Below are 16,423 nucleotides of genomic sequence, written 5' to 3' on the forward strand. Positions count from 1 at the left end.
GATGATTCGTCGCTACATCATTTGGCGGAACCAGCACGCCAGAGATCAACGGCTACGCGAGATCGTCGACAGGGCGAACGTAGCCTGATGCGGCACTAGGTTGGAACCCGGACCGATGCCACGGCGTCGGGCCGGGTTCTTCTGCCTGCGCTCTCGAAAGGTGTTCTCTGTCATGGTGATGGGTCCCACCCACGCGGTTTCCGGCGCGCTCGTCGGGTTGCTCGTCGCCGACGTGCTGCCGCAGGACTGGGGTGGGCCGACGTCCACCGCCGAGACGTTCGCGTTCGCGGGGGTGTGCGCCGGCGCGGCGCTGCTGCCCGACCTCGACACCGCACAGTCGACGGTCGCCCGGTCGTTCGGCCCGGTGAGCCAGGCCGTCGCCGGTGGCATCGACCGGGTCTCGGTCGGCTACTACAACCTCACCAAGGGTCGCCGGGACCGCAAGCGCCGCGGCGGGCACCGCACCCTGACCCACACCGCGCTGTTCGCCGGACTGCTCGGGGTCGGGGTGTCCGCGCTCGTCGCGCGGTTCGGGCGCGAGGCGATCGTCGCGGTCCTGTTCGTCACCCTCGGACTGGCGCTGCGGGGACTGTTCGGGGGATGGGCGAAGCGGAACGGCTGGCTCGCGGTCACTGCGACCGCTGCCATCCTGTCGGTGCTGACGTGGACGTGGTTTCCCGGGGAGGTCGGTTCCGTCGGTCTCGGGGTGGCGGTGACGCTGGGCTGTGCGACGCACTGCCTCGGCGACGCCATCACGAAGGAGGGCATCCCGTTCCTGGCACCGTTCCTGCCGTGGCGCGGTGAGCGCTGGTGGGAGTTCAAGATGCCGCGGGTCGTCGCGATCCGCGCCGGTGGTCCGTTCGAGGTGGGGATTCTCGGGCCCGGCCTGACACTGGCGGCGGTGGGATTCGCGATCTGGTCGATCGACGGTGCGCCCGAATACATCCAGGGGGCGCTGGAAGCTTCCGGGCTCGCGTTCTGAGGGACATTTTCGGGGCCGCTGGTATCGGAACTGAACTTGTTCTATTTTGGCTCTGATCTTTCTACTCCCACCTCAGATCGGAGCTCGACGACGTGAGCGACAGCGCACCGGCCATCAGCCTCAGCCGACGTGGATTCCTCGGCGCCGCCGCAGGAGCAGCAGCGCTGACCGGCCTCGGCTGGAGCCCCGCCGGTGCCGTGCCCCTCGGCGACCCGCGGGCGACCATCCCCGCACCGCCCGACTTCCCGGCCGACATCCCGCTCGCCCAGCAGCGCTTCGAGAACTGGGCCAAGACCATCCGCTTCGACGCCGTGTGGACCGCGACGGCCCGCGATCCCCAGGACGTCGTGCGCATCGCGAACTGGGCGCACGCCCACGGCTACCGCGTCCGCCCGCGGGGCACCATGCACAGCTGGAGCCCCCTGACCGTGGTACCGGGAGGCAGCGTCGAGAAGATCGTGCTCATCGACACGATGGCGCACCTGAACTCCGTGACCGTCGACCCCTCCGGCACCCCCGCGACCGTCACCGCCGGTGCCGGGGCGAGCATCGAGTCGATCCTGACCGCCCTCGAGCACGAGGGACTGGGATGGGCGAATTCGCCTGCCATCGGTGACATCACCATCGCCGGCGCCCTGTCCATCGGTGCCCACGGTGCGACCTACCCGGCGGCGGGGGAGAAGGCGATCCCGGGGCAGTCGTTCGGCTCCCTGTCGAACCTCGTGGTCGCGCTCGACGCCGTCGTGTGGAACTCCGCATCCGGCGCCTACGAGGTGCGCACCTTCCAGCGGTCCGACGCCGACATCACCGCGTTGCTCGCCCACGTCGGCCGCAGCTTCGTCACGTCGGTGACCCTGCAGGCCGGCGCGAACTACCGGTTGCGTTGCCAGAGCTTCACCGACGTGCCGTGGCAGGAACTGTTCGCCCCGGCCGGTTCGCCCGGCCGCACGTTCGAGCGGTTCGTCGAGGAGAGCGGACGCGTCGAGGCGATCTGGTTCCCGTTCACCGAAACGCCGTGGCTGAAGATCTGGTCCGTCAGCCCGGAGAAGCCGGCCGGGTCCCGCGAGGTGTCCGGTCCCTACAACTACTTCTTCACCGATACGATCCCGGAGGCCGTGACCACCCCGCTCGGTCAGGTCGCGAGCGGTCTCCAGTCCGCCACCCCGGCGTTCGGGGCAGGCCAGTTCGGGGCTGTCGCGGCAGGACTCGTCGCGACCGGCACCAACGACCTGTGGGGCTGGTCGAAGGACCTGTTGTTCTACCTGCGGCACACCACGCTGCGGGTCGTCGCCGGTGGTGGTGTCGTGGTGACCCGTCGCGAGAACATCGCGCGCGTCATCAACGAGTTCACCACGTGGCTGCACGAACGCATGACCCACTTCGCCTCGCTCGGCCAGTACCCGGTCAACGGCCCGTTCGAGGTGCGGCTGTGCACCGTCGACGACCAGTCCGAGGTTCTCGTCGACTCGGCGGGCGCCCCGAACCTGTCGCCGGTGCGGCCGCGGCCCGACCGGCCGGACTGGGACACCGCGATCTGGATGAACGTGGTCTCGCTTCCTGGCACGGCCGGGATGCCGGCGTTCTTCCGGGAGATGGAGCAGTGGATGGCGGACCACTATTCCGGTGACTACGCGACCTTCCGTTCCGAATGGTCCAAGGGCTGGGCGTTCGACGACGAGGGCGGCTACCGCCATGCGGAGTTCCTCGGTGAGACCATCCCGGCCATGTACCGCACCGGACTGTCGTCGAAGGCCGGATGGGACGGCGCCCTCGAGGTGTTCGACCGGCACGATCCGCACCGCGTCTTCGGCAACGAATTCCTCGACCGGCTGTTTCCCTGAGTCGAATTCGTTCTCTGAGGCATGATCGGGCAATGACTCGTCCCGAATACGCGGCGTTGCTGCGCGCCGACACCGACCGGCTGCTCCACGTCGCCGACGGACACTTCGATCGGCCGGTTCCGACCTGCCCGGGCTGGACCGTCGAACGGCTGGTGGGGCACGTCGGCCGGGTGCACCGTCGCGCGGCGGCGTGGCTGACGACCGCTGGTGGTGAAGTCGGGGCGAGCGGAGCGACGGGGAATGTCACCGAGATCGAACAGCCGCCGGGCTCCGAGAGTCTCGTGGACTGGGTGCGGCGCGGCCTCGACGAGCTGCTCGCGGCGCAGGATGCCGCCGACCCCGAGCAGACGGTCGAGACCTGGGACGGGCCGCGGCATTCCGCGTTCTGGGTCCGGCGCATGGCGGTCGAAACCGCACTGCACCGTGTCGACGGCGAGTCGGCGGTCGGTGCGCCCACGCCGATCGATGCGGCCCTGGCCGTCGACGGTGTCGACGAGTTGTTCGAGGTGATCATCCCGCACCGCGGCACCGGCGAACTGCGTCGTGGTGGGGAGACGGTCCACCTGCACGCGACCGACCCGGATCTCGGCGAGGGACTCGGCGAGTGGTTGATCGTGCTGGGTGCCGACGCCGTGACCGTCGAACATACGCACGCGAAAGGTGATGTCGCGGTGCGTGGTTCCGCGTCGGATCTGTTGCTTCTGCTGTGGAACCGGGTGGATCCCGCCGGGCTCGAGGTGTTCGGGGACCGTGCGATCCTCGAGCGCTGGCGAAGCGCCGTGACCGTGTAGTGCAGCTTCGCTGCCGGTGTGCCTTTGTGGCGCCCCTGGCCGCCACAAAGGCACACCAGCGGCAGCCTACGAGTTCGCGAGCTCGTAGCGACGGCGGTACTCGTGCTTGGAGGTCTCGCTGACGTCGACGTCGGTCGCCTTGGCGCGCAGCGCGCCGACGGTGGCCTCCTCACGCGGGATGTGCTTGAACGGATCCCAGCCGAAGAAGCGCGCGACGTTCTCGTGCGTGATCTTGTTGATCTCCTCGTCGGTGCAGTTCGACGCCTTCAGCTCCTCCATCAGCATCTCGGGCGAGCGCGGCCACGTCGAATCCGAGTGCGGGTAGTCGCATTCCCAGGCGATCGTGTCGATGCCGAGACGGTCGCGGTTGCTCAGCGCACTCGGCTCGGTGATGTAGCAGGCCAGGAAGTTCTTGCGCCACGCGTCGGTCGGGGTCACGCCCTTGGGCAGGAAGGTCCGCCCGGTCCATTCCTGGTTGGTGACGTGCCGCTCGAGCCGGTCGAGCCACGGCGGAACCCAGCCGACACCGCCCTCGCTCATCGCGAACTTCAGGTCGGGGAACTTCTTGAGCGCACCGCTGAGCATGACGTCGGTCGCGGCGATCGTCGAGATGAGCGGCGTCAGGATCATCATGTCGTCGAGGTCGAAGCCCTCGGCGCGCTTGACGAGGTTGATGCCGCCACCGATGTGCAGACTCAGCACGATGTTGCGGTCGGCGCACGCCTTGAAGATCGGATCCCAGTAGCCCGACTTGAACGGCGGATAGCCTTCGCCGACGCCGTACGGGGTCTCGGGAATGCTGATCGAACGGACACCCATCGCGTCGAGGCGCTCGATCTCCTTGACCGATTCGTCGACGTCGAAGAACGGAATGATTCCGAGCGGGATGAAGCGGCCGGGGTAGGTGCTCGGGACCTCGCCGACCACCCAGTCGTTGAACGCCTTGCACGCCGCGAGCGACAGCTTCTTGTCCGGCAGACTCGCCAGGTGCGTGCCCGCGAATCCGGGGAACGTGGCGAACAGGGTCGCAGCGAGGGTGCCGTTGGCGTCCATGTCGCGCACGCGCAGACTCATGTCGTAGATGCCCGGCCGCATCTCGGCGTAGCCGGTGGGGTCCATGCCCCATTCCTCCTTGGGCCACGACGCGACCGCGTTGAGTCCCGAGCTCCCGACCACGACGCCCTGGAACATCCACGCCTGCACGTCGGGATTTCGCGGGTTGGCGGTCAGCTTCGGTGCCTGGTCCTTGAGGCTCTTGGGGAAGTATTTCTCGAAGAGATCGGGCGGTTCGACCACGTGGTCGTCGATGCTGATCATCACCATGTCGTCAATGTTCATCGGAATCCTCTCGTGCGGAACAGAGCTGTCCGGCGGCACTCGCTCCTGTGAGAATATTACTTTCAGAACTGAGAATCCAGATTTCGATCCGCCGCGAAGGGACGCCAACACGGCAGGCAGAACCTCTGTCATGATGCCGATATGAAAGAGAACGCCATTTCCGTCGACTTCTCGGAGGATCTGTCCGAGCTCATCCTGTCGGGGGCGCGCACGTTCACCGCGGACTTCGGACTGAACACCCTCCTGCTCGACGAGCGCCGCTCGGTGATCCGCGCGAACCTCACCGACAAGGTGCGCTCCCCGGCCGGCGGGGCGGCTCTGGGCTTCCTGGTCACCGCCGTCGACATCGTGACCTCCGACCCCGCGCTCGTCGCCGGGGCCGGCGACTGGACCGCAACGCAGGACCTGTCCCTGCACGCCGTGAGCACGCCGAAGGACGGCCCGCTGTTCGTCGACGCCAACCTCGTCCGTACCGGCAAGAAGACGGTCGTCGTCTCGGCGGACGTCTACGACGGTCACGGTCGCCAGGACATCGCCGGTTTCGCACGCGAGATCGACGCCGGCGCGGCGGACGAACCCGGCGGACCGACCCTCGTGGCGCGCGGGCTCGTCACCTTCGCGCGGCTGCCCCGGCACGCGGCAGCCCACGCGGACCTCTACACACCCGAACAGTGGGTTGGCAAGGTGCGCGCTCACCCGGACCGCGAAATCGACGGCGACATCTACGAACGCCTCGATCTGCGCGTCGTCGACGCGGCGGCCGGCATCCTCGAACTCGACCGGAGCGTGTTCGTCATCAACCAGATCGGCACCATCCAGGGCGGCGCACAGGCCCTGCTCGCCGAGGCCGCCGCCCACGCGATGCGACCCGGACTCGTCGCCACCGACATGCTCGTCCGCTACCTGTCCCAGGTGCGGTCCGGCCCGGCGCGCTCGTACGGCACCGTGCTGCGCGACGCCCCCGACCACAGCGTGATCGACATCCGTCTCGTCGACGCCGGTGACGACGACCGGGTGCTTGCGCTGATCACGGTGACACTGCAGCGCCCGTAGGCGCCGTTCGAGTGTGCACAAATGGTGGCTTCACGCGGGGCGGATTCAGGAGGCCAACGCAACACCCGCGATCAAATCCGAAAGCACATTACAGGGCTTCTTCCACCCGGCGTGTCGCAACAATTTGTGCACACTCGGCAGGGGCACACCGAATTTCACGCATCCAAGCGTTCGACCCGGTCCGGTCCAAGCGCGGGGGAGCAACGTCTGCGAGGTGACTTCAACCTCGACGAACCAGAACGGGCCGACGACTGTTCCGGCCACCCCGAAAAGCCCCGCGACCCGACGAGCCACCCTCGCGGTGGTGTGCGTGACGACCGCGATGCTCATGCTCGACATCGCGGTCGTCAACACGGCACTGCCGTCCATCGCCGTCGACCTGGAGACCGGTGTGAGCGCGCTCCAATGGGTGATCGACGCGTACACGCTGGCATTGGCCACGGTGGTCCTGAGCGCGGGATCCTGGGCGGACCGCCGGGGCCGGCGCCACGTGTTCCTCGTCGGCGTCGTGTGGTTCACCGCGGCGTCGCTGCTGTGCGCTCTCGCTCCCGACATCTGGATACTCGACATCGCCCGCGCCGCACAGGGTATCGGGGGCGCCATCCTGTTCGCGTGCTCGCTCGCGCTGCTGGCGGACGTGTTCGAGGAGGGCCCACAGCGCGCGGCGGCGCTGGCCGCCTACGGTGCCACCATCGGCGGGGCGTTCGCGGTCGGCCCACTCGTCGGTGGTCTGCTGACCGAATTGCTGAACTGGCGTGCGATCTTCCTCGTCAACATTCCGATCGGCCTCGTCACGCTCGCGCTCACGGTCCGGTGGGTGCCGGAATCGCGCGACCCGCATCCCCGCGGTGCCGACCTGCCCGGACAACTCCTCGTCTCCACGGGCCTGGCGGCCCTGGTCTTCGGACTGCTGCACGGCAACGAACACGGCTGGCTCGACCCGACGACCCTCACCGCCGCTGCGGTCGCCGCCGTCGCGCTGGTCTGGTTCGTGCTGCACGAACTCCGCACCCGCGAACCGATGCTGCCGCCGCACCTGCTCGCGAACCGCGCGTTCGCCGGCGCTCAGATCGCAGCGTTCGCGATCTCCGCGTCGCTGTTCGCGGTCTTCGTCTACACCACGATCTACCTGCAGAACGTGCTGCATCTGTCGCCCGTCGAGGCCGGGCTCGTCTACATTCCCGCGACCGTGGCGATGTTCGTCGTGGCCGGTGCCACCGCGAAACTGGACCGGCGGATCCCCGTGTACATCTCGCTGAGCGTCTCGCTGCTCCTCGTTGCCGTCGGTCTGGTCCTGATGACCACCGTCGACGTCGCCGGGTCCAGGTACGCGATGTTGCCCGGCCTGATCCTCGCCTGCGCCGGGGCAGGGGTGTTCAATCCCGTGATGAGCGGCCTGGTTCTCGGTGAAAGCACATCGGACCATTCCGGTTTGGCGGCAGGGATCAACGACGCGTTCCGTCAGACCGGCATCGCGGTCGGGGTCGCGGGTCTCGGCGCACTGCTGCCCGCGCAGTCGCTGCTGCCCGGTGGATCGCCGCACGACTTCGTCACCGGCCTGCACCACGCGCTGCTGGTCGCAGGCGTGATCGCCGCGCTCGGCGCGCTGGTGTGCGTGGTGATGCTGCGTCCGGCCCGCACACCGGTCGAGAACAGCCGCGAGATCGCGAGCGTCGACGCCTGACCGTCCCCGCGCGCCGGCAGGATCAGGTCCCTACACTTCTACCGTTCCACCCCTGCCGGTACGAGGAGCCCGCATGATCTACCGACTGCTCGGACCCCTCGAGGTCGCGCGGAAGCCGGGCAGTCCACACGACCCGGGTTCCGGGACGGATCTCGTCGATCTCGGGCCGCGCAAGCAACGTGCGGTGCTTGCGGTCCTGCTCCTGAGCCGCGGAAAGGTCGTCTCCACCGATCGGCTCATCGACGCGCTGTGGTCCGGTGACGCGCCCGCGAGCGCCGTCTCGAGCATCCAGGCGTACATCTCCAACCTGCGCCGGGCGCTGCGCAGCGAATCGGGTGCCGCATCACCGATCGTGCGCCAGCCACCCGGATACGTCCTCGACATCCCCCGCGAGGACGTGGACCTGTCCGTGTTCCTCGACGACGCGGAGGCGGCGCGCCGGCACGCCGACAACGGCGAATGGGAATCCGCGCTGGACACGGCCGGTCGTGCTCTCGCGTCCGTCCGGGGACCGCTCCTCGAGGATCTCCGCGACGAGGAGTGGGTGGAGGTGGCCGCCGCCGGCTTCGAGGAGGTCCGCACCGAGTGCCGGGAAACCCTGGTCACGGCGCTGCTCGCGATGGGACGGCCGGCCCCGGCCCTTGCCGAGGCGACCCGGTTGTACGACGAGTACCCGTTCCGGGACCGGACGTGCTGGCTGCGGATGCTGGCTCTGCACCGGGCGGGCCGCTCACCGGAAGCGTTGGAGCAGTTCGGTGTTCACGTCGCTCGCCTGGATGCCGAGCTGGGTCTGCGGCCGGGCGCCGAGCTGACCGCACTGCAGGGCGCGATTCTGAGGCACGAACCCGAACTCGCGGCCTGGCCGAGGACACCGGAATGGACGGGTGCCGAGACGGTTCCGGCACCCGCCCCGCCGTCCGTCACGGTCCCGGTCGCAGAGGCAGAATCCGGGCGCGTGTTCGTCGGACGCGAGACGGAGACCGGCGTGATCGACGGGATGTTCGACGAGGTCCTGGCCGGTGCACCCCGCTGGGTGGTGCTGACCGGCCCCGCGGGAATCGGAAAGACTCGGCTGGCGGAGGAATGCGACGCCCGCACGGTCGCGGCGGGCGGCACCGCGGTGTGGGCGCGGTGCCTCGAGGACGAAGGTGCGCCCGCGTGGTGGCCGATCCGGCGGATGCTGAGGGAACTCGGTGTCGACGCCGACGCCGCTCTCATCCCGCCGACCGGGGTGGAACCGGACGAAGCGCGTTTCGCCGTCTACGAACGCGTTCTGAACGCGATCGAGACGGTGGCCGCGGAGAAGGCCGCGCTGACCGTCGTCGTCGACGACATCCAGTGGGCCGACCCGACGTCCCTCCGCTGCCTGAGATACCTGGTCGGCGCGCTGCACCGGCAGCGGGTCTGGTTCGTCCTCACGCTGCGTGATTCGGAGATGCGTTCCGGCGTACGCGAATTCGTCGACACAGTCCTGCGTCGCGACGGCAACCGGCACATCGTGGTACCGGCGCTCGCCGAGTCGGAAGTGGCGGCACTTGCCCGTCACGTGACCGGCGAGGAACTCGATGCGACCGAGGCGCGGATGCTCGCCGAACGCACCGGCGGCAATCCGCTGTTCGTCTCCGAGTACGCGCGACTTCCGCGGGACGAGCGACTCGGCGGGGAGATCCCGCTGGCCGTCCGTTCGGTCCTCGGCCGTCGCTTGGCGGCCGTGGAACCGGCTGTGCTGCAGGTGCTTCGGGTCGCCGCAGTGATCGGTGACAACATCGAGACCGACATCCTGGCCGCCGCGACCCGGCTGGATCTCGACACCCTCGCCGACTATCTCGACGACGCAGCCGACGAGCGGATCATCGTCGCCGACCCCGGTGTTCGCGGATACGTGTTCGCTCACGGTCTGCTCCGCGACGAAGTGCTCGCCGAGATACCGGAACTGCGCCGCCAGCGCATCCACGCCCAGGTCGCCGAGGCGCTGGCGGACTCGTCCGACAGCGATCGCTCGAGCAGGCGAGCGCAGCATCTGATGGCCGCGTTGCCCGTCGCCGATCCGCGGACCGTGCTCGACGCGTGCACCGACGCGGCGCGGGAAGCGACCGAACGATGGAACTCGGAGACCGCGGCGCAGTGGTGGGAGGCGGCGGTGAAGGCATTCGACCTGCTGCCGGCCTCCGAACAATCGGCCGGTGCCCGTGACGATCTGCTCGTGGCCCGGGTCGAGGCGCTCGCGCGGGCGGGCCGTGGCCAGACGGTGCTCGACGTCGTCGACGCCGGTCTGCTCGCGGCGGTCCGCGAGGGCCGAACCTCGGCCGCGGGCCGACTGGCCGCGGCACTGCTGCGCTCCGCGGGCGCGTGGCCGTGGGTGTCCTACGGCAAGGATCCCGGACCGCTTCTCGAAAGACTCTCGGGTCTGGAACCTTTCGTCTCCGACGACCCGACGGCCCACTGCCGGGTGCTCGCGGCACTGGCCGTCGGCAGCTGCTACCACCCGGATTCGGCCGTTCCCGACGAACTCAGCAGCAGATCACTCGCGATCGCCCGCGAGACAGGCGATCCCGATGTGATCGCCGACGCGCTGCTGGGACGGATCCTGCTCTACTCCGGCGTGGCGACGCACAGCGACGAATCCGTACGGCTGATCGACGAGCTGTTCACCCTGCGGCACCGACAATCCCGCTTCGACGCGGTCATCGCCCATGCCGCAGCCAGCATGGCCCGCATGAACCTGGGGGATGTCGATGCCGCCGCCGCGCATGTCCGCCAGGGGATCGTCGGGTGCGACCTGCTGCGGCTCCCGGTCGTCCGAGTCCAGTTGCGTTGGATGGAAGCGACATTGGCGTCGTGGCGCGGAGACTTCGACGAGACCAGGCGGCAGTACGAGACCGCGAGGCAGTTCCATCTGCAGACCGAACTGTACGTTGCGGGCAGCCCCGACCTCGCCGCGAACACCCTGGAATGGGAACGCGGAATGCTCGCCGATTCGGATCCCGGCTTCGTGGAGCCGGATTCGTGGCGAATCGCGATCGCCGCGGCACGAGGAGACAGGGGGACCGTGGCGACCGAGATCGCACGGTGGTCCGCCGGCCAGGGGCCGTTCACATGGACCACACTCGGGCACCGCACGTTGCTCGCGCGCGTGATCGCCGATCTCGAACTCGTCGAGCACGCGGAGACCTTCATCGAACTGCTCACGCCGTTCCACGACCGCATCGCCACCGTGGGCCAGGTCGGCGTGATCGGTTCCGTCGCGGAGGCGTCCGCGCGCCTGCACGCGCTGCTCGGACGTGTCGAAACGGCCCACGAGCTGCTGGACCGGGCCGAGGAGCTCGCCACACGGACATCGAGCCCTCCGACGCTGCTGCGCTGCCGGTTGCTGCGTACCCAGCTGCGTGCGGCCTCGCCGGAACGGGACCGGGCGATCGAGCAGATCGCCGACGAGGCCTCCCGTCTCGGGATGTTCGGACTGGCCGACTACGCGCGCTCGATTCTGGACTGACGCTGCCCTTGGCCGTTGCTTGGACGGACAGGGCCGCTCGAGCCAAGAACCGGCCAAGGCAGCTCCTCCATCCTTCCTTCACACCCGCAACACGGATGGAAGGAAGTCCCGATGACGAACACGACACCTGCGGTGGCCGCATCGATCGAATCGCTCCGGGCGGCGGTGTCCGGCGCGGTGGCGTTGCCCGGTGAGCCCGGCTACGAGCTGGCGACTCCGTGGAACGTCGCGGTGCCGGTCCGGCCGCACGCGGTGGTCGCGGTGGAGAGCGCCGACGATGTCGCCGCGGCCGTGCGATACGCGGCGGACCACGGATTGAAGGTCGCCGTTCAGCGCACCGGCCACGGCGCGGTCCCGCTGGGCGACGATGTCCTGCTGGTTCATACCGGCCGGCTGACCGAATGCGCGATCGATCCGGACGCCCGCACCGCACGGCTCGGGGCAGGGGTCGTGTGGCAGGACGTCATCGACGCCGCGACACCGCACGGACTCGCGCCGCTGGCGGGATCCTCCACGACCGTCGGCGTCGCCGGCTTCCTCACCGGCGGCGGCATCGGGCCGCTGGTGCGCACCTACGGATTGTCGTCCGACTACGTGCGCGCCTTCGACATCGTGACCGGCAACGGCGAGGTGCTGCACGTGACACCCGAGGAACACGCGGAACTGTTCTGGGGGCTCCGCGGCGGCAAGGCGACCCTCGGGATCGTCACCGCCGTCGAGATCGAACTGCTGCCCGTCACCCACTTCTACGGCGGCGCACTCTATTTCGACGGATCCGACGCTGCTGCGGTCGTCCACGCGTGGCTGGACTGGTGCGCTGAACTGCCCGAGCACAGCACGACGTCGATCGCGTTCCTGCAACTGCCCCCGCTGCCGCAGGTGCCCGCGCCGCTCGCGGGTCGCCTGACCTTCGCGGTCCGCTTCGCCAGCCTCGCGGACCCGGCGGAGGCCGAAGCCCTCCTCGGCCGCCTGCGTGCGGTCGCGACCCCGATTCTCGACGGCATCGGAACCTTGCCGTTCGCCGCGATCGCCGCGGTGCATGCCGACCCTGTCGACCCGATGCCGACCAACGAATACAGCGCACTGACAAACGAATTGACGCACGAGGCGATCGACGCCCTGCTGTCGGTCGCGGGACCGGGATCGCACTCGCCGCAGACCGTCGTCGAAGTCCGGCAGCTCGGCGGCGCGCTGGCCCGGGAACCGCGGCACCGCAGCGCCTTCTGCCACCGCGACGCGCAGTTCGCGGTGATGGTCGCCGGTGTGCTGGCGCCGCCCACCGCGGAGAACGTGGTCGGGCACGCCCGCACCATCGACCGGGCGCTGGCGCCGTGGACCACTGGCCGGCATCTTCCCAATTTCGCGGCCAGCGCCGACCCGGCCACCATCGCCCGCGCCTACGACGACGACACCGCCCACTGGCTCAGCGCACTCGCCGACGAACACGACAGCAACGGTGTGCTGCGCGTCGGGCAGGTCGTGCGCCGTGACCGCTGACCGGCGGCACCGGCTCGACTCCACGAACACCATCACTTCGAAAGGCACACCCATGCATACGGTTCGGACCGCTACCGGGCTCGGACTCGCCGCTCTCGCCGTACTCGCGGTCGCGGGTTGCGGTGACTCGTCCACCCCCGTCGCGCACGGCTCGCAGGCGCACGGCCACGAAGCCACCCTCTACGGTGCGGAACAATCCCTCGGGGAGGGCAGGTCCAGGACGTACATCACGGTCGACGACGCGGGAACGCCCCAGGAGATCGGCATCCGGATCTCCGAGTCCGCACTCACCGGGCTGCCGGAGGGACCGGACGCCGCGATGACGATGCTGATGCTGGACCTGCCGTCCGGCGCACCCGAGACCGGTTTCGACCACGTCATGCTCGACTGGAACCCGAACGGCCACGAGCCCGAGGTCCTCTTCGGCAAGCCACATTTCGACATGCACTTCTACACGACGGACACCGAGAGCGACGTCGATCCTGCCGCCCCCGACTTCGCGACCCGGGCCGCCACTCTTCCCGAACCGCAGTATGTTCCGGCCGGGTACGGTCCGCCGCCGGGGCCCGCGGCGGAGAACACCGTGCCGTTCATGGGCATGCACTGGACGAATGCCGCCGACGGCGCGATACCCGGATCGTTCGACTTCACCGAGGTGCTGCTCTTCGGAACGTGGGACGGCGAGTTCACGTTCATCGAACCGATGATGACCCGCGAGTGGCTCGCCACCAAACCACAGATCCGCGAAGAGGTCAGTCAGCCCGCCGCCTACCAGCGGACCGGGTACTTCCCGACCGTCTACACCGTCGACTTCGACGAGGAGGCGGGGGAGTACGTCATCGCACTGTCGGGTCTGACGCTGCGCGAAGCCTCGTAGCCCCGACCGGTGCCACCCGGGCGAGGAGGGGTCGCCCGGGTGGCGCCGTGTCGCGTCAGCTGTCCGACACCGCCACGCCGCCGCCACGCGACCGGCTTCCCACACCCGGGATCCGGGTCCACAGTGCCGCCGCGACGAGCGCAACGGCACCGAGAGCGATCAACGCATACGGCCACCACTGCGGACCGGTCGTCGTCGTGGTCGTGGCCGACGGCTCCACCTGGGCACCGGAGACGCGCGGCAGCGCGTCCGTTGCCGATCTGACGTTGTCCGCGATCCCCGCGACCACACCGGCCACCGGCTCCACACCGTCGACGAGTTGTCCCGTGCCGTCCGACAGCGCCCGTCCGCCGTCGTCGAGCAGCACGAGGCCGTCGCGGAGCTGTGCGGCTCCTCCGGCGGCCTGCGACATCCCCGCCACGAACCGGGCGTTCGGATCGGTGAGCTCGTAGGCGAGTTGCCGGGCGCCGTCGCGGAGCAGGCCGAGCTGGTCGAGGGTGTCCTGGCCGAGGCCCTGGGTGTTCAGCGTGTCGACGAGGGTGCGCAACTGTCCGGCGGCGCTCTGCGACACCGGGTCGGGGGAGGCACCGAGGGTGTCGGCGACGGTGGTGAGCTGCTCGGTCACCGTTCCCTGCATCGCACCGAACCCGGTGAGCCGGCCGACCACCTCGTCGACTCCGCCGCTGATCTGCGTCGCGCCGTCGCCGAGTTCGGCCACGCCGCCGTCGAGCTGATCCAGCCCGGTCGCGAGCTGTTCGCCGCCCTCTCGTGCCTGCCGGAGACCGTCCGAGAGCTGACGCGCACCGTCGTCGAGCTGACGGCTGCCGTCGGTGAGCTGCCCGACGCCGCCGTCGAGCATCGACAGGGGCAGTCCGGCACGCTGCAGACGGGAGCGGGCCGCGTCGACGCCGTCATCGGAGTCGGCCGCCGGCTGCGGGGACTCGGCCACGGTCACCGTCGTCGACGGTGCATCGAGATAGGCGAATGTGGAGCCTGTTGCGAGAAGGACCAAGCCGGCCGCGATGAGGATGGAGACAACACGTGAAAGCACGTTCGGCCACGGTACAGCCCGATTGTGAGAATTCCTTGGCAACGTGATGTCGGTCTCCGCACACCGCATAGACACACGCGCGGTGCGGGCAGCGCGCGTGTGTCCGCCCGCTCGGCGGGTGTGGCCGGAGGACGAAACGCCGAAGGCCCTTCCGCGCTGCGGAAGGGCCTTCGATGGTGCTTCACGAGTCGGGGTGGCGGGATTCGAACCCACGACCTCTTCGTCCCGAACGAAGCGCGCTACCAAGCTGCGCCACACCCCGTGATGAACCTCAGATAGATTACAGCACCATTCCTCGGAAGATTAAATCGCCTGGTCAGCGGGGAGAAATCGCGCTTTCCGCGGCGCGGTCGGCGGCGGCGAGAGCCTCGTTGCGCGGGGCCGGGACGAGGGTCAGCAGCGTCGCCTCCGGGCGGCAGCAGAACCGGGCCGGGGCGAACGGCGACGTGCCGATGCCGGCCGACACGTGCAGCCGCATGTGGGCTCCCCAACGCGACGGTCCCTTCACCCGCGACCGATCGATCTGGCAGTTGGTCACGAGAGCACCGAAGAACGGCAGGCACAGCTGCCCGCCGTGGGTGTGGCCCGCCAGCACGAGGTCGTAGCCGTCGTCGGCGAAACGGTCGAGCACCCGCGGCTCGGGCGAATGCGTCAGGCCCAGCTTCAGGTCGGCGAGGGGATTGGGCTGACCGGCGATCGTGTCGTACCGGTCCCGCTCGAGGTGCGGATCGTCGACGCCGGCCGCGGCGATGCGCACGCCCGCGACCTCGAACTCGCGCCGCACGTGCGTCATGTCGTGCCAGCCGCGTTCGCTGAACGCCGCGCGCAGGTCGCCCCACGGCAGGGGCGCGCCGTATACGCGCTGGTGGTTCTTGTCGAAGTACTTCAACGGGTTCTTCAGCACGGGTGCGAAGTAGTCGTTGCTGCCGAACACGAACAGGCCCGGACGGGCGAGCAGACCGCCCATCGCCTGCACGACGGCCGGCACGGCCTTCGGATGCGACAGATTGTCGCCGGTGTTGACCACGAGATCCGGTTCCAGCCGGTCGAGTTCGCGCAGCCAGTTCTGCTTGAGCCTCTGGTTCGGCATCATGTGCAGATCGCTGAGGTGAAGCACGCGCAGCGTCGACGTGCCGGGCTCGAGGACGGGCATCGTCACCTCCCGCAACGCGAACGCGTTGCGTTCGATCAGGGTGGCGTAGCCGAGTCCGAGGGCGGCCGCGCCGGCGGCACCGGCAGCTGCGCGGAAGAGTGCGGAGTGGTCAGACACGCATCCAGCGTACCGCCGGGCCTCGACTGTGCACGGTCTTCATCCTCGCCGCGTAGCGTTCGGAGCATGTCCGAGACCTCACAGTCCCTCAAGTCCACCATCCGATCCGACCTCACCGCGGCGATGAAGGACAAGGATCCGCTCCGCACGGCGACCCTGCGGATGCTGCTCGCCGCCATCCAGACGGAGGAGGTCGCCGGGAAGGAAGCCCGCGAGCTCACCGACGAGGAGGTTGTGAAGGTTCTCGCGCGCGAATCCAAGAAGCGCGGCGAGGCCGCCGAGGTCTACACCGAGAACGGCCGGGGTGAGCTCGCGGCGAAGGAGCACGCGGAGGCGCGGATCATCGACGAGTACCTGCCGACCCCGCTCACCGACGCCGAACTCGTCGACGTCGTCGACACCGCGATCGGCCGCGTCGCCGACGAACTCGGCGAGCGTCCGGGCCCGAAGAACATGGGGCAGGTCATGAAGGTCGCGACCGCGATCGCCGCCGGGAAAGCCGACGGCAAGCGGCTTTCCGCGGCGGTCCGATCGCGGCTCTAGACG

At 69.2% G+C, this 16,423-nt stretch carries 12 protein-coding genes and 1 tRNA gene; 9 read left to right on the forward strand and 4 right to left on the reverse strand.

The genetic code is table 11. The features are described 5' to 3' along the window. Positions 1-172: 172 nt before the first annotated feature. The 3 genes from ACWDTS_RS24805 to ACWDTS_RS24815 all read left to right on the forward strand — a co-directional run bounded on the left by ACWDTS_RS24805 (position 173) and on the right by ACWDTS_RS24815 (position 3,614). Entirely contained in the window at positions 173-982 is an 810-nt protein-coding gene (locus ACWDTS_RS24805; protein WP_197256897.1) for a metal-dependent hydrolase, read from the forward strand. 92 nt (positions 983-1,074) lie between these two features. After that, positions 1,075-2,823, forward strand: a complete 1,749-nt coding sequence (locus ACWDTS_RS24810) for a cholesterol oxidase substrate-binding domain-containing protein (RefSeq protein WP_450119215.1) — start codon at positions 1,075-1,077, stop codon at positions 2,821-2,823. Between the two features lie 32 nt (positions 2,824-2,855). Next, positions 2,856-3,614 (forward strand): maleylpyruvate isomerase family mycothiol-dependent enzyme, encoded by a 759-nt coding sequence (locus ACWDTS_RS24815; RefSeq protein WP_450119216.1) that lies wholly within the window; start codon positions 2,856-2,858, stop codon positions 3,612-3,614. Between the two features lie 66 nt (positions 3,615-3,680). Here ACWDTS_RS24815 and ACWDTS_RS24820 read toward each other — a convergent pair whose 3' ends face one another. After that, positions 3,681-4,952, reverse strand: a complete 1,272-nt coding sequence (locus tag ACWDTS_RS24820; protein WP_197256885.1) for an amidohydrolase family protein — start codon at positions 4,950-4,952, stop codon at positions 3,681-3,683. A 141-nt stretch (positions 4,953-5,093) separates the two neighbouring features. On the opposite strand from ACWDTS_RS24820, the gene ACWDTS_RS24825 reads away from it, so the two are divergent. The 5 genes from ACWDTS_RS24825 to ACWDTS_RS24845 all read left to right on the forward strand — a co-directional run bounded on the left by ACWDTS_RS24825 (position 5,094) and on the right by ACWDTS_RS24845 (position 13,556). Next, positions 5,094-6,005 (forward strand): hypothetical protein, encoded by a 912-nt coding sequence (locus tag ACWDTS_RS24825; protein ID WP_450119217.1) that lies wholly within the window; start codon positions 5,094-5,096, stop codon positions 6,003-6,005. A gap of 214 nt (positions 6,006-6,219) precedes the next feature. Next, a complete protein-coding gene (locus ACWDTS_RS24830) occupies positions 6,220-7,689 on the forward strand; it encodes an MFS transporter (RefSeq protein ID WP_450119218.1) in 1,470 nt (489 codons plus the stop codon). Between the two features lie 73 nt (positions 7,690-7,762). Next, the gene (locus tag ACWDTS_RS24835; RefSeq protein WP_450119219.1) at positions 7,763-11,182 is read left to right on the forward strand and encodes a BTAD domain-containing putative transcriptional regulator; all 3,420 of its coding nucleotides are present in this window, start codon (positions 7,763-7,765) and stop codon (positions 11,180-11,182) included. Positions 11,183-11,293: 111 nt separating this feature from the next. Then, positions 11,294-12,679: an FAD-binding oxidoreductase gene (locus tag ACWDTS_RS24840; RefSeq protein WP_450119220.1), complete on the forward strand. Its 1,386-nt coding sequence runs from the start codon at positions 11,294-11,296 to the stop codon at positions 12,677-12,679. Between the two features lie 52 nt (positions 12,680-12,731). Then, complete coding sequence (locus tag ACWDTS_RS24845; protein WP_197256878.1) at positions 12,732-13,556, forward strand: DUF5602 domain-containing protein; 825 nt, start codon at positions 12,732-12,734, stop codon at positions 13,554-13,556. A gap of 55 nt (positions 13,557-13,611) precedes the next feature. Here ACWDTS_RS24845 and ACWDTS_RS24850 read toward each other — a convergent pair whose 3' ends face one another. From ACWDTS_RS24850 to ACWDTS_RS24860, 3 genes are all read right to left on the reverse strand, one after another. Further along, positions 13,612-14,607 carry a hypothetical protein gene (locus ACWDTS_RS24850; RefSeq protein WP_197256876.1) on the reverse strand — a complete coding sequence of 332 codons (996 nt, stop codon included), beginning with the start codon at positions 14,605-14,607 and terminating at the stop codon, positions 13,612-13,614. A 188-nt stretch (positions 14,608-14,795) separates the two neighbouring features. Beyond that, positions 14,796-14,869: transfer RNA gene (locus ACWDTS_RS24855), tRNA-Pro, on the reverse strand. A 54-nt stretch (positions 14,870-14,923) separates the two neighbouring features. Then, on the reverse strand, positions 14,924-15,877 hold the full coding sequence (locus ACWDTS_RS24860) for a metallophosphoesterase (RefSeq protein WP_450110451.1): 954 nt from the start codon (positions 15,875-15,877) through the stop codon (positions 14,924-14,926). Between the two features lie 66 nt (positions 15,878-15,943). On the opposite strand from ACWDTS_RS24860, the gene ACWDTS_RS24865 reads away from it, so the two are divergent. Beyond that, entirely contained in the window at positions 15,944-16,420 is a 477-nt protein-coding gene (locus ACWDTS_RS24865; protein WP_420749976.1) for a GatB/YqeY domain-containing protein, read from the forward strand. Positions 16,421-16,423: the final 3 nt, after the last annotated feature.

The organism is Rhodococcus sp. NPDC003383, assembly GCF_053589115.1.

Excerpts from the sequence above, each read along its gene's own strand:
- ACWDTS_RS24805 (WP_197256897.1), top strand. The coding sequence starts at position 173 with ATGGTGATGGGTCCCACCCACGCGGTTTCCGGCGCGCTCGTCGGGTTG.
- ACWDTS_RS24815 (WP_450119216.1), top strand. The coding sequence starts at position 2,856 with ATGACTCGTCCCGAATACGCGGCGTTGCTGCGCGCCGACACCGACCGG.
- ACWDTS_RS24820 (WP_197256885.1), bottom strand. The coding sequence starts at position 4,952 with ATGAACATTGACGACATGGTGATGATCAGCATCGACGACCACGTGGTC.
- ACWDTS_RS24825 (WP_450119217.1), top strand. The coding sequence starts at position 5,094 with ATGAAAGAGAACGCCATTTCCGTCGACTTCTCGGAGGATCTGTCCGAG.
- ACWDTS_RS24835 (WP_450119219.1), top strand. The coding sequence starts at position 7,763 with ATGATCTACCGACTGCTCGGACCCCTCGAGGTCGCGCGGAAGCCGGGC.
- ACWDTS_RS24840 (WP_450119220.1), top strand. The coding sequence starts at position 11,294 with ATGACGAACACGACACCTGCGGTGGCCGCATCGATCGAATCGCTCCGG.
- ACWDTS_RS24845 (WP_197256878.1), top strand. The coding sequence starts at position 12,732 with ATGCATACGGTTCGGACCGCTACCGGGCTCGGACTCGCCGCTCTCGCC.
- ACWDTS_RS24865 (WP_420749976.1), top strand. The coding sequence starts at position 15,944 with ATGTCCGAGACCTCACAGTCCCTCAAGTCCACCATCCGATCCGACCTC.